We start from the raw sequence: 13,471 nt of genomic DNA on the forward strand, positions 1-13,471 counted from the left end.
CCGACGTGACCGGCTCCATCGAGCTGCCAGCGGACAAAGAAATGGTTATGCCAGGCGACAACGTCTCCATCACCGTGAAGCTGATCTCCCCGATCGCTATGGAAGAAGGCCTGCGTTTCGCAATCCGCGAAGGTGGCCGTACCGTTGGCGCCGGCGTGGTTGCCAAAATCATCGGCTAATAAGTCGAAAGAATCCAGCCAAGACTAGCGCTCCTCGACGAGGGGTGCTAGAATTACGGATTCACTGTTAAGTTTTACGTAGGGGCGTAGCTCAATTGGCAGAGCGTCGGTCTCCAAAACCGAAGGTTGGGGGTTCGATGCCCTCCGCCCCTGCCACCGAATCTGGTGCAGGGCACCGAAAGTAAAAGTTAAATGTCTAATCAATCCGTGCAAACCGTTAGCACGACGAACGATAAGTTCAAAGTCGTGTTGGCAGTTGTGGCGTTGATTGCAGGCGTGGTCGGATTCTTCGTCCTGACCGGTAAACCAACCCTGGTGCGGGCAGCTGCGCTTGTGGTTGGTTTGCTTATTTCCGCCGGCATCGCGTACACCTCTGCAGCAGGTCGTGATTTCCTGAACTTCGCGAAAGAAGCCGTTCGCGAGACCAAGAAGGTCGTATGGCCGACCCGCAAGGAAGCCACCCAGATTACCCTGATCGTTTTCGCGTTCGTGGTGGTGATGGCGATCTTCCTGTGGGGCACGGATAAGATCCTCGAATTTGTGTTGTACGACCTCATCCTGGGTTGGAAGAAATAATGAGCGAAATTGTACAAGACGAGCCGGGCAAGGAAGAGCCTGCGCAGGCAGTGTCGACCCCAGTCAGCAACAAGCGCTGGTACGTCGTGCACGCCTACTCCGGCATGGAAAAGAGCGTCCAGCGCGCCCTGACCGAGCGCGTTGAGCGTGCCGGCATGCAAGACCAGTTCGGCCAGATCCTGGTGCCGACCGAAGAAGTCGTTGAGGTTCGTAACGGTCAGAAGTCCGTTACCGAGCGCCGCTTCTTCCCGGGCTATGTTCTGGTGGAAATGGAAATGACCGACGAAACCTGGCACCTGGTGAAAAACACCAGCAAAGTGACCGGCTTCATCGGCGGCAAGTCGAACAAGCCAACCCCAATTCCTGCGCGCGAGATCGAAAAGATCATGACGCAAATGCAGGAAGGCGTGGAAAAGCCACGTCCCAAAGTGCTGTACGAAGTGGGCGAGCAAGTCCGCATCAAGGATGGTCCGTTCACCGACTTCAACGGCAACGTGGAAGAAGTCAACTACGAAAAATCCAAGGTGCGTGTCTCTGTCACCATCTTCGGCCGCGCAACGCCTGTCGAACTCGAGTTCGGCCAGGTCGAAAAAGTTTAACGCCTGGCTGAGCGTCTAATCAGCCAAACAAGAGGAGCCCCGCCGCGTGCGGGGCGCTACTACTCAATCCAACGATAGGAAGTGCCCAAATGGCAAAGAAAATCATTGGCTTTATCAAGCTGCAAGTTCCAGCTGGTAAGGCAAACCCATCCCCTCCAATCGGTCCAGCACTGGGCCAGCGTGGTCTGAACATCATGGAATTCTGCAAAGCGTTCAACGCGCAGACCCAAGGTATGGAACCAGGCATGCCAATCCCAGTCGTGATCACTGCGTTCGCTGACAAGTCCTTCACCTTCGTGATGAAGACCCCGCCAGCAACCTTCCTGATCAAGAAGCACTCCGGCGTGCAAAAAGGTTCCGCTAAGCCACATACCGACAAGGTAGGCAAGCTGACCCGTGCTCAAGCTGAAGAAATCGCTAAACTGAAGACCCCGGACCTGACCGCTGCCGATCTGGAAGCCGCTGTGCGTACCATCGCTGGTTCCGCACGTTCGATGGGCATCACCGTAGAGGGCATCTAATCATGGCAAAACTGTCCAAGCGCGCTCAAGCCATCAAGGCTAAAGTTGACCGTACCAAAGTGTACGCCTTCGACAACGCTGTTGCTCTGATCAAAGAACTGGCAACTGCCAAGTTCAACGAATCGATCGACGTGTCCGTTCAACTGGGCGTGGACCCTAAGAAGTCCGACCAGGTGGTACGTGGTTCCGTGGTTCTGCCAGCCGGCACCGGTAAGACCGTTCGCGTTGCAGTGTTCGCAACCGGCGACAAAGCTGAACAAGCTAAAGCTGCTGGTGCTGACGTTGTTGGTATGGAAGACCTGGCTGAGCGCGTCAAAGCCGGCGACATGCCTTTCGACATCGTGATCGCTTCCCCAGACACCATGCGTATCGTTGGTACCCTGGGCCAGATCCTGGGCCCACGTGGCCTGATGCCTAACCCGAAAGTGGGCACCGTTACCCCTGACGTCGCTACCGCCGTGAAAAACGCGAAAGCCGGCCAGGTTCAGTACCGTACCGACAAGGCAGGTATCATCCACGCCACCATCGGCCGTAAATCGTTCGCTGACGCAGATCTGAAGAGCAACCTGGTTGCCCTGATCGACGCACTGAACAAGGCTAAGCCAGCATCGTCGAAAGGCGTTTACCTGCGCAAAGTATCCCTGTCGTCCACCATGGGCGCCGGCGTACGCGTGGACCACGCTGGTCTGTAAGAATTAAGTCCTGGTCGGAAGACCAGGCGGATCTTTGGGTTGGCGGCGGCGCAAGCCGTCGCCAAACCTTCAAAGACCGTTGGGCCGGATGCATCAGGTAGGCAACCGGTTAATAGCTGAGAGGCTCCCAACGCAGATGGTGATCCCGAACAAGTTTATGTAGTCCTATAGACTCCTAAACCTCGGACGCCGTTGTTCGAACCGATGCGAGGCGAAAGCCGAGCATTATTTAAGGAGAAGACCGTGGGTCTCAATCTGAATGACAAGAAGGCCGTTGTCGCCGAAGTTTCCGCAAAAGTAGCAACTGCGCAAACTATCGTCGTGGCCGAATACCGTGGCATCCAGGTTGGTCACTTGACTAAACTCCGTGCTAATGCGCGTGCGCAAGGCGTGTACATCCGTGTTCTGAAGAACACCCTGGCACGTCGTGCAGTAGAAGGCACGCAATTCGCCGCCCTGGCCGATTCCATGACCGGTCCGCTGATCTACTCGATCTCGGATGATGCCGTTGCCGCAGCTAAAGTCATCGCTGACTTCGCTAAAACCAACGACAAACTGGTTCTGAAGGCCGGTAACTACGCAGGTAAGCAGCTGGATCAAGCCGCTGTTACCGCGCTGGCGAGCATTCCTTCCCGTGAAGTCCTCATTTCGCAGCTGTTGGGCGTTATGCTGGCTCCGGTGTCGGGCTTTGCACGTGGCCTGGCTGCCCTGGCAGCCAAAAAAGAAACCGAAGCCGCTTAATCGCTGGCTTAGTTTCTTAGTCAATACCAATTCTGTAGTACTACAAACAAATTAGGAGTTTCAAATGGCAATTTCCAAAGACGACATCCTGAACGCAGTGTCCGAAATGTCCGTAATGGACCTGAACGAACTGGTCAAGGCATTCGAAGAAAAATTCGGCGTGTCCGCAGCTGCAATGGCAGCTCCTGCTGCTGCTGGCGGCGGCGCTGCTGCTGCTGCTGAAGAGCAGACCGAATTCAACCTGGTTCTGTCCGAAGTCGGCGCTAACAAAGTTGGCGTGATTAAGGCTGTTCGCGAAATCACCGGTCTGGGCCTGAAAGAAGCCAAAGACCTGGTTGACGGCGCACCGAAGACCGTGAAAGAAGCTCTGTCGAAAGCTGACGCTGAAGCTGGCAAGAAGAAGCTGGAAGAAGCTGGCGCCAAGGCCGATCTGAAGTAATTGAACCAAGGCGGGTAACTGCCTTAGTTTAGGAAGCCAATGCGGCGGATCTCATCCGAAAGGGTGGGTCCGCCCTTGGCTCCTTTGTCGTCTGTGAAGTAGAAGTTGTTGTTTTATAGTGAATTGAGTCTTGCGAAGCGCGCCCGCAACGCTGAATTCTCTACCTTTTCCTGTCTCACACGGAGTGTCCATGCACTACTCATTTACTGAGAAGAAACGCATTCGCAAGTCCTTTGCGAAACGCGCCAACGTCCACAACGTTCCGTTCTTGCTGGCTACCCAGCTTGAGTCTTACGAGAACTTCTTGCAAGAGCACACTCCCGTTGCCACCCGCAAGAACGAAGGCCTGCAGTCCGCCTTCACGTCGATCTTCCCAATCGTTTCCCACAATGGCTTTGCCCGCCTCGAATTCCTGTCCTACGTCCTGGGTGACCCGGCGTTCGACGTCAAGGAATGCCAACTGCGCGGCCTGACCTTTGCGTCGCCGCTGCGCGCCAAGGTGCGCCTGGTGATCCTGGACAAGGAATCGCCAACCAAGCCAGTCGTGAAGGAAATGAAAGAGCAGGAAGTCTACATGGGCGAACTGCCCCTGATGACCACCACCGGCTCCTTCGTGATCAACGGTACCGAGCGTGTCATCGTCTCGCAGCTGCACCGTTCGCCAGGCGTGTTCTTCGAGCACGACCGCGGCAAGACCCACTCGTCCGGCAAGCTGCTGTTCTCGGCACGTATCATCCCTTACCGCGGTTCCTGGCTGGACTTCGAGTTCGACCCGAAAGACATCCTGTACTTCCGCGTCGACCGCCGCCGTAAGATGCCGGTATCGATCCTGCTGAAGGCGATCGGCATGACCCCGGAACAAATCCTGGCGAACTTCTTCGTCTTCGACAACTTCAACCTGCGCTCGGAAGGCGCGGAGATGGAGTTCGTGTCCGAACGCCTGCGCGGCGAAGTCGCGCGCTTCGACATCGTCGATCCGAAGTCGGGCAAGACCATTGTCACCAAAGACAAGCGTATCAACGCCAAGCACGTGCGCGAAATCGAAGCAGCCGGCATCCAGCACATTTCCGTGCCGGAAGACTACCTGCTGGGCCGCGTCCTGGCCAAGAACATCGTTGACCAGGAAACCGGCGAAGTGGTGGCCCTGGCGAATGACGAGCTGACCGAGGAAACCCTGGGCAAGCTGCGCGACGCCAACATCACCACCATCCAGACCCTGTACACCAACGACCTGGACCAGGGCGGCTACATCTCGCAAACCCTGCGGATCGACGACACCGCCGACCAGACCGCCGCGCGCGTGGCGATCTACCGCATGATGCGTCCTGGCGAACCGCCAACCGAAGAGTCGGTGGAAGCCCTGTTCAACGGCCTGTTCTACAGCCCGGACCGTTACGACCTGTCGGCCGTGGGCCGCATGAAGTTCAACCGCCGCATCAGCCGCGATGAACTGACCGGCGCCATGACCCTGTCCAACGAAGACGTGCTGGCCGTGATCAAGATCCTGGTGGAACTGCGCAATGGCCGCGGCGAAGTCGACGATATCGATCACCTGGGTAACCGTCGCGTGCGTTGCGTGGGCGAGCTGGCCGAGAACCAGTTCCGCGCCGGCCTGGTGCGCGTTGAGCGCGCCGTGAAAGAGCGTCTGGGCCAGGCGGAAGCCGACAACCTGATGCCGCACGACCTGATCAACTCCAAGCCGATTTCGGCTGCCATCCGCGAGTTCTTCGGTTCGTCCCAGCTGTCGCAGTTCATGGACCAGACCAACCCGCTGTCCGAGATCACCCACAAGCGCCGTGTTTCCGCACTGGGCCCTGGTGGTCTGACCCGCGAACGCGCCGGCTTCGAAGTGCGTGACGTGCACCCGACCCACTACGGCCGCGTGTGCCCGATCGAAACGCCTGAAGGCCCGAACATCGGTCTGATCAACTCGCTGGCACTGTACGCCCGCCTGAACGAATACGGCTTCCTGGAAACCCCATACCGCAAGGTTGAAGGCTCCAAGGTCACCGACAAGATCGACTACCTGTCCGCCATCGAAGAAGGCCGCTACATCATCGCCCAGGCAAACGCCAAAGTGAACGATGAAGGCAAGCTGGTCGACGAGCTGGTATCGTCCCGTGAAGCGGGCGAAACCATCCTGGTGTCGCCAGAGCGCGTGCAGTACATGGACGTGGCCCCAGGCCAGATCGTGTCCGTGGCAGCCTCGCTGATTCCATTCCTGGAACACGATGACGCGAACCGTGCACTGATGGGCGCCAACATGCAGCGTCAGGCCGTGCCTTGCCTGCGTCCTGAAAAGGCGCTGGTCGGTACCGGTATCGAACGCACCGTGGCAGTCGACTCCGGCACCACCGTGCAGGCCCTGCGCGGCGGCGTGGTGGACTACATCGACGCCGGCCGCGTCGTGATCCGCGTGAACGATGAAGAAGCCCAGGCTGGCGAAGTCGGTGTCGACATCTACAACCTGATCAAGTACACCCGTTCCAACCAGAACACCAACATCAACCAGCGTCCAATCGTCAAAGTGGGCGACCGTGTGGCCAAAGGCGACGTGATCGCCGACGGCGCATCGACCGACCTGGGCGAACTGGCACTGGGCCAGAACATGACCGTGGCCTTCATGCCATGGAATGGTCTGAACTTCGAAGACTCGATCCTGATCTCGGAAAACGTCGTCAAAGACGACCGTTACACCTCGATCCACATCGAAGAACTGTCCGTGGTGGCGCGTGACACCAAGCTGGGCGCGGAAGAAATCACCCGCGATATTTCGAACCTGGCGGAGAACCAACTGGCTCGCCTGGACGAATCCGGCATCGTCTACATCGGCGCCGAAGTGCAAGCCGGCGACGTGCTGGTCGGTAAGGTGACCCCGAAAGGCGAAACCCAGCTGACCCCGGAAGAGAAGCTGCTGCGCGCGATCTTCGGCGAAAAAGCGTCCGACGTGAAAGACACCTCGCTGCGCGTGCCATCCGGCATGGTTGGTACCGTCATCGACGTGCAAGTGTTCACCCGCGAAGGCATCCCGCGCGACAAGCGCGCCCAGCAGATCATCGACGACGAGCTGAAGCGCTACCGCCTGGACCTGAACGACCAGATGCGTATTGTGGAAGGCGATGCCTTCCAGCGTCTGGAAAAGATGCTGATCAACCAAGTTGTCAACGGCGGCCCTAAGAAGCTGGCGAAAGGTGCCAAGATCACCAAGGACTACCTGGACGACCTGGACAAGTTCCACTGGTTCGACATCCGTCCTGCCGACGAAGACATGGCCAAGGCCCTGGAAGCCATCAAGGAATCCATCGCCGAGAAGCGCCACCAGTTCGACCTGGCCTTCGAAGAGAAGCGCAAGAAGCTGACCCAGGGCGACGAACTGCAGCCTGGCGTGCAGAAGATGGTCAAGGTGTACCTGGCCGTTAAACGCCGCCTGCAGTCCGGCGACAAGATGGCGGGCCGCCACGGTAACAAGGGTGTTGTGTCCCGTATCGTGCCGGTGGAAGACATGCCATACATGGCGGACGGTACCCCGGCCGACGTGGTGCTGAACCCGCTGGGTGTTCCGTCCCGTATGAACGTGGGTCAGATCCTGGAAACCCACTTGGGTTGGGCCGCCAAGGGCCTGGGCATCCGTATCGGCGAAATGCTGCAAGCGCAGATCAAGGTCGAAGAGATGCGCAAGTACCTGACCACCGTGTACAACGAGTCCGGCGCCAAGGAAGACATCGCTTCCCTGTCCGACGACGAGATCATGAAGCTGGCCGCCAACCTGAAGAAGGGTGTGCCATTCGCGACTCCGGTGTTTGACGGCGCGCATGAAGAAGAGATCCGCCGCATGCTGGACCTGGCGTATCCGGACGACATCGCCAAGCACCTGGGCATGACCCCGTCCAAGAACCAGGTCACCATGTACGACGGCCGCACCGGCGAAGCGTTCGAGCGCAAAGTCACCGTGGGCGTGATGCACATGCTGAAGCTGCACCACTTGGTCGACGACAAGATGCACGCCCGTTCCACCGGTCCTTACTCCCTGGTGACGCAGCAGCCTCTGGGCGGTAAAGCCCAGTTCGGCGGCCAGCGCTTCGGTGAGATGGAGGTGTGGGCACTGGAAGCGTACGGCGCCTCCTACGTGCTGCAAGAAATGCTGACCGTGAAGTCCGACGACGTGAACGGCCGTACCAAAGTGTACGAAAACCTCGTCAAGGGCGACCACGTGATCGATGCCGGCATGCCGGAATCGTTCAACGTGCTGGTGAAAGAGATCCGCTCGCTGGGTATCGATATCGACCTCGAGCGCAACTAAGACCCGGCAAGTCAGGGTCAGGCCCAAGGGCCTGACCCAGGTCCGCGACCGCCGCGTAGAGCGGGTCTGACCCTCGGGTCTGACCCGGGTTTACCGGGGTTAAAAGTAAAGAATTCGTCACCATCTGGAGTGATACATGAAAGCCCTGCTCGATTTATTCAAGCAAGTACAGCAAAACGAGTCGTTCGACGCGATCAAGATCGGTCTGGCCTCTCCCGAGAAAATCCGTTCCTGGTCCTATGGCGAAGTTAAAAAGCCAGAAACCATCAACTACCGCACCTTCAAGCCTGAGCGCGACGGCCTGTTCTGCGCCAAGATCTTTGGCCCGATCAAGGACTACGAATGCCTGTGCGGCAAGTACAAGCGCCTGAAGCACCGCGGCGTCATCTGCGAAAAGTGCGGCGTTGAAGTGACCCTGGCCAAAGTGCGTCGCGAACGCATGGGCCACATCGAACTGGCGTCGCCAACCGCGCACATCTGGTTCCTGAAATCCCTGCCATCCCGCCTGGGCATGGTGCTGGACATGACCCTGCGCGATATCGAACGCGTCCTGTACTTCGAAGCATACGTCGTGACCGATCCAGGCATGACCCCGCTGAAGAAGTGCCAGATCATGTCGGAAGACGACTACGCCGCCAAGTACGAAGAGTACGGCGACGACTTCACCGCCTACATGGGCGCGGAAGGTATCCGTGAACTGCTGCGCTCGATCGACATCCACCGCGATGCCGAAGCCCTGCGCGTGGAACTGAAGGAATCCAAGTCCGAAGCGAAGATCAAGAAGTACGCCAAGCGCCTGAAAGTGCTGGAAGCGTTCCAGCGTTCCGGCATCAAGCCGGACTGGATGATCATGGAAGTGCTGCCGGTGCTGCCGCCGGAACTGCGTCCACTGGTGCCGCTGGATGGCGGCCGCTTCGCGACCTCCGACCTGAACGACCTGTACCGCCGCGTCATCAACCGTAACAACCGTCTGAAACGCCTGATGGAGCTGCGCGCTCCAGAGATCATCACGCGTAACGAAAAGCGCATGCTGCAAGAAGCAGTGGACTCGCTGCTGGACAACGGCCGTCGCGGCAAAGCGATGACCGGCGCCAACAAGCGTCCGCTGAAATCGCTGGCCGAGATGATCAAAGGTAAGGGCGGCCGCTTCCGTCAGAACTTGCTGGGTAAGCGCGTCGACTACTCCGGCCGTTCCGTGATCGTGGTGGGTCCACAGCTGAAACTGCACCAGTGCGGTCTGCCAAAGCTGATGGCCCTGGAACTGTTCAAGCCATTCATCTTCAACAAGCTGGAACTGATGGGTCTGGCGACCACCATCAAGGCCGCCAAGAAGCTGGTCGAAGTGCAAGAGCCGGTGGTGTGGGACATCCTGGAAGAAGTGATCCGCGAACACCCGATCATGCTGAACCGTGCACCAACCCTGCACCGTCTCGGTATCCAGGCCTTCGAGCCTGTGCTGATCGAAGGCAAAGCGATCCAGCTGCACCCGCTCGTCTGCGCAGCATTCAATGCTGACTTCGACGGTGACCAGATGGCAGTCCACGTGCCGCTGTCGATCGAAGCCCAGATGGAAGCCCGCACCCTGATGCTGGCGTCGAACAACATCCTGTTCCCATCGAACGGCGAACCATCGATCGTTCCTTCGCAGGATATCGTGCTGGGTCTGTACTACGCGACCCGCGAAGCGGTCAACGCCAAGGGCGAAGGCATGATGTTCCCGGACGTGTCCGAAGTCATCCGTGCTTACGACAACAAGGAAGTCGAACTGGCGACCCGCATCACCGTCCGTATCGTTGAGAATCCAAAAGATCCAGCGACCGGCGAGTTCGTGCGCACCCTGACCCGTTACGAAACCACCGTTGGCCGTGCCATCCTGTCCGAGATCCTGCCGAAAGGCCTGCCATTCAGCGTCCTGAACCGTCCGCTGAAGAAGAAAGAGATCTCCAAGCTGATCAACACGTCCTTCCGCAAGTGCGGCCTGCGCGCCACCGTGGTGTTCGCCGACCAGCTGATGCAGTCGGGCTTCCGCCTGGCAACCCGCGCCGGTATCTCCATCTGCGTGGACGATATGCTGGTGCCGGACGTCAAGAAGACCATGATCGCCACCGCCGAAGCGGAAGTGAAACAGATCGAGCAGCAGTACGCTTCCGGTCTGGTCACCGCCGGCGAACGTTACAACAAGGTCGTCGACATCTGGGGCAAGACCTCGGATGAAGTCGGCAAGGCGATGATGGACCAGCTGAAAGTCGAAGACGTGATCCGTCGCGACGGCACCAAGTCGACCCAGGAATCGTTCAACGCGATTTACATGATGGCCGACTCCGGCGCGCGTGGTTCCGCCGCACAGATTCGCCAGCTGGCCGGTATGCGTGGTCTGATGGCAAAACCTGACGGCTCGATTATCGAAACCCCGATTACCGCGAACTTCCGCGAAGGCCTGAACGTTCTGCAGTACTTCATCTCGACCCACGGCGCTCGTAAAGGTCTGGCCGACACCGCGCTGAAGACCGCGAACTCCGGTTACCTGACCCGTCGTCTGGTCGACGTGACCCAGGATCTGGTGGTGATCGAAGACGATTGCGGCACTTCCAACGGCACCCTGATGAAGGCGATGGTCGAAGGCGGTGAAGTGATCGAAGCCCTGCGCGACCGTATCCTCGGCCGCGTGGCAGGCACCGACATCGTCAATCCTGAAACCCAGGAAACCGTGTACGAAGCCGGCACCCTGCTGGACGAAGACATGGTCGAAGAGATCGAACGCATGGGCGTGGACGAAGTCAAAGTCCGCACCCCGCTGACCTGCGACACCCGCTACGGCCTGTGCGCCAAGTGCTACGGCCGCGACCTGGGCCGCGGCATGCTGGTCAACTCCGGCGAAGCAGTCGGTGTGGTGGCAGCGCAGTCGATCGGTGAGCCGGGTACCCAGCTGACCATGCGTACCTTCCACATCGGTGGTGCGGCATCGCGTGCAGCAGTGGCATCGTCGGTGGAAGCCAAGTCGAACGGCGTGGTGCGCTTCACCGCCACCATGCGTTACGTCACCAACGGCAAAGGCGCCCAGATCGTCATTTCCCGTTCCGGTGAAGTGCTGATTACCGACGACCACGGCCGTGAGCGTGAGCGTCACAAGGTGCCGTACGGCGCGACCCTGATCGTCAAGGACGGCATGGCCATCAAGGCCGGCGCTCCACTGGCAACCTGGGATCCGCTGACCCGTCCGATCATTACCGAATACGGTGGCACCATCCGCTTCGAGAACATCGAAGAAGGCGTGACCGTGGCCCGTCAGGTCGACGAAGTGACCGGCCTGGCCACCCTGGTGGTGATCGACGCCAAGCGTCGTGGTTCGCCAGGCAAGGCCCTGCGTCCACAGGTGAAACTGCTGAACGAAGACGGCGCTGAAGTGAAGATCGCCGGTACCGAACACGCAGTGGCGATTGGCTTCCAGGTCGGCGCGCTGATCATGGTGAAAGACGGCCAGCAAGTGTCCGTGGGTGAGGTTCTGGCGCGTATCCCGACCGAATCGCAGAAAACCCGAGACATTACCGGCGGTCTGCCACGCGTGGCGGAACTGTTCGAAGCACGTTCGCCGAAAGACGCGGGCATGCTGGCGGAAGTTACCGGTACCGTGGCCTTCGGTAAAGAAACCAAGGGCAAGCAGCGTCTGGAAATCACCGACATGGACGGCAACAAGCACGAGTTCCTGATTACCAAGGACAAGCAAGTGCTGGTGCACGACGGCCAGGTGGTGAACAAGGGCGAGATGATCGTGGACGGCCCAGCCGATCCGCAAGACATCCTGCGCCTGCTGGGTATCGAAGCGCTGGCACGTTACATCGTTGACGAAGTGCAGGACGTGTACCGTCTGCAGGGCGTGAAGATTAACGACAAGCACATCGAGGTGATCGTGCGCCAGATGCTGCGTCGCGTACAGATCGTCAACGCCGGCGACACCGACTACATCGTCGGCGAGCAGGTGGAGCGTTCCGAGCTGCTGGAAGAAAACGACCGTATGAATGCCGCCAACAAGATCCCGGCAACCTACGAAAACGTGCTGCTGGGTATCACCAAAGCATCGCTGTCGACCGACTCCTTCATCTCGGCCGCATCGTTCCAGGAAACCACCCGTGTCCTGACCGAAGCTGCGATCATGGGCAAGCGCGACGGACTGCGCGGCCTGAAGGAAAACGTCATCGTCGGCCGCCTGATCCCAGGCGGTACCGGTCTCGCGTTCCACCGCGCCCGCAAAGAGAAGGAAGTGTGGGAAGCCGAAGAGCGCAAAGCGCTGCTGGAAGCCGAACGCGCCGCCATCGTGGCCGAACTGCCAGCGGACGAACCGCACCACAGCGACGAAGCGTAAGCTTCACCCCGCTAACGAAAACGCCACCCTCGGGTGGCGTTTTTTTTATGGTTCAGCCCGTGGCAACCTTGGGGTCAGACCCTTTGGTGCAGGGTCAGCGGTTTGGCGCGGCGATCCGGGCTTTGATTAGCACTGGCAGATGGTCGGAAGGGAAGCGGCCCTGGCGCGAATCAGTCAGCGCCGCATAGCTCAGCACCTTCACCCGAGGGCTGACGAAGATGTAGTCAATGCGCTCGTCCAGCGGGCTGTCGATCTTGAAGGCGTTGAAGGTGCCCACCGGGCCATAGCGCGGCGTGGCGCTGATCTCGAAGGCATCGGCCAGCAGCGACTTCATGGTTCCGATCTGTTCCGTCTCCGGCACCGAATTAAAATCGCCGGCCACGATCACCGGTTCCGCGCCGGCGATTTCCCTCACCTTGCGCAACATCAGCTTGGCCGACTCGCGCTGCGCCACCTGGCCCTCATGGTCGAAATGGACGGAGAAGAAGTAGAACGTGCGCCCGCTCTGCCGATCCTGCAACTGCGCCCACGACACGATGCGGTGGCAGCACGTCGCATCCCACCCGAGCGAAGGCTGGTCCGGCGTCTGGCTTAGCCAGAAGTCGCCGTTGCGCAGCAGCTTAAAGCGCTGGCGCTTGTAAAAGATGGCCGAGTGCTCGCCGGCGTGCTTGCCGTCGTCGCGGCCGCGCCCCACGTGCGCGTACTCCGCCATGGCGGCCATATCCGCCACCTGGTCCGGCAACCCCTCCTGCGTCGCCAACACATCGAAGTCGTGATAGCGCACCAGGCTCTTGACCAGCTCCCTGCGGTGCGGCCAGGCGTTGGCGCCATCGCGCTCGGTATTCATGCGCAGGTTATAGGTGGCGACATTCAGCGTGGTAGCTGGCTGCGCAAAGGCGCCGGGCGCCAGCGCCAAGAGCGCGAGCAGCGACAGAAGGTGGCGGAAGCTCATCATGCCCACGAGTATAGGGGAGCCGAGATAGCATTCGCGCAAAGGCCGAAGGAGCGCCGCAAGTTTCGTCGCGGGCGACTAATCAACACGGCCAGGCGTTACTTCCACGCCA

Annotated in this window: 10 protein-coding genes and 1 tRNA gene; 10 read left to right on the forward strand and 1 reads right to left on the reverse strand. The window is 59.4% G+C overall.

Going from position 1 to position 13,471, the window contains the following annotated elements:
- The 10 genes from GTP41_RS21650 to rpoC form a co-directional block, all read left to right on the forward strand.
- Positions 1–179 (forward strand): EF-Tu C-terminal domain-related protein (locus tag GTP41_RS21650; RefSeq protein WP_161027668.1); only part of this gene is annotated, 179 nt, incomplete at its 5' end.
- Between the two features lie 80 nt (positions 180–259).
- Positions 260–335, forward strand: a tRNA-Trp gene (locus GTP41_RS21655).
- 36 nt (positions 336–371) lie between these two features.
- Positions 372–755 carry a preprotein translocase subunit SecE gene (gene secE / locus GTP41_RS21660; RefSeq protein ID WP_161027669.1) on the forward strand — a complete coding sequence of 128 codons (384 nt, stop codon included), beginning with the start codon at positions 372–374 and terminating at the stop codon, positions 753–755.
- The gene (gene nusG, locus GTP41_RS21665) at positions 755–1,354 is read left to right on the forward strand and encodes a transcription termination/antitermination protein NusG (RefSeq protein ID WP_161027670.1); all 600 of its coding nucleotides are present in this window, start codon (positions 755–757) and stop codon (positions 1,352–1,354) included. Before secE ends, nusG begins: the two co-directional genes overlap by 1 nt.
- A gap of 89 nt (positions 1,355–1,443) precedes the next feature.
- Complete coding sequence (gene rplK / locus GTP41_RS21670) at positions 1,444–1,875, forward strand: 50S ribosomal protein L11 (protein ID WP_090436078.1); 432 nt, start codon at positions 1,444–1,446, stop codon at positions 1,873–1,875.
- A 2-nt stretch (positions 1,876–1,877) separates the two neighbouring features.
- Positions 1,878–2,567 (forward strand): 50S ribosomal protein L1, encoded by a 690-nt coding sequence (gene rplA / locus GTP41_RS21675; protein ID WP_161027671.1) that lies wholly within the window; start codon positions 1,878–1,880, stop codon positions 2,565–2,567.
- A gap of 243 nt (positions 2,568–2,810) precedes the next feature.
- Entirely contained in the window at positions 2,811–3,308 is a 498-nt protein-coding gene (gene rplJ / locus GTP41_RS21680) for a 50S ribosomal protein L10 (protein ID WP_161027672.1), read from the forward strand.
- A gap of 64 nt (positions 3,309–3,372) precedes the next feature.
- Positions 3,373–3,747 carry a 50S ribosomal protein L7/L12 gene (gene rplL, locus GTP41_RS21685; protein ID WP_161027673.1) on the forward strand — a complete coding sequence of 125 codons (375 nt, stop codon included), beginning with the start codon at positions 3,373–3,375 and terminating at the stop codon, positions 3,745–3,747.
- Positions 3,748–3,937: 190 nt separating this feature from the next.
- Entirely contained in the window at positions 3,938–8,047 is a 4,110-nt protein-coding gene (gene rpoB / locus GTP41_RS21690; RefSeq protein WP_161027674.1) for a DNA-directed RNA polymerase subunit beta, read from the forward strand.
- A 136-nt stretch (positions 8,048–8,183) separates the two neighbouring features.
- Entirely contained in the window at positions 8,184–12,407 is a 4,224-nt protein-coding gene (rpoC, locus tag GTP41_RS21695) for a DNA-directed RNA polymerase subunit beta' (RefSeq protein WP_161027675.1), read from the forward strand.
- A gap of 94 nt (positions 12,408–12,501) precedes the next feature.
- On the opposite strand, the gene GTP41_RS21700 is transcribed toward rpoC, so the two are convergent.
- Complete coding sequence (locus GTP41_RS21700; protein WP_161027676.1) at positions 12,502–13,362, reverse strand: endonuclease/exonuclease/phosphatase family protein; 861 nt, start codon at positions 13,360–13,362, stop codon at positions 12,502–12,504.
- Positions 13,363–13,471: the final 109 nt, after the last annotated feature.

The sequence above is a fragment of the Pseudoduganella guangdongensis genome (assembly GCF_009857475.1).
Classification (GTDB): domain Bacteria; phylum Pseudomonadota; class Gammaproteobacteria; order Burkholderiales; family Burkholderiaceae_D; genus Rugamonas; species Rugamonas guangdongensis.

Coding starts and splice junctions, on each gene's coding strand:
- secE (WP_161027669.1), top strand. CDS start 372: ATGTCTAATCAATCCGTGCAAACCGTTAGCACGACGAACGATAAGTTC.
- nusG (WP_161027670.1), top strand. CDS start 755: ATGAGCGAAATTGTACAAGACGAGCCGGGCAAGGAAGAGCCTGCGCAG.
- rplK (WP_090436078.1), top strand. CDS start 1,444: ATGGCAAAGAAAATCATTGGCTTTATCAAGCTGCAAGTTCCAGCTGGT.
- rplA (WP_161027671.1), top strand. CDS start 1,878: ATGGCAAAACTGTCCAAGCGCGCTCAAGCCATCAAGGCTAAAGTTGAC.
- rplL (WP_161027673.1), top strand. CDS start 3,373: ATGGCAATTTCCAAAGACGACATCCTGAACGCAGTGTCCGAAATGTCC.
- rpoB (WP_161027674.1), top strand. CDS start 3,938: ATGCACTACTCATTTACTGAGAAGAAACGCATTCGCAAGTCCTTTGCG.
- rpoC (WP_161027675.1), top strand. CDS start 8,184: ATGAAAGCCCTGCTCGATTTATTCAAGCAAGTACAGCAAAACGAGTCG.
- GTP41_RS21700 (WP_161027676.1), bottom strand. CDS start 13,362: ATGATGAGCTTCCGCCACCTTCTGTCGCTGCTCGCGCTCTTGGCGCTG.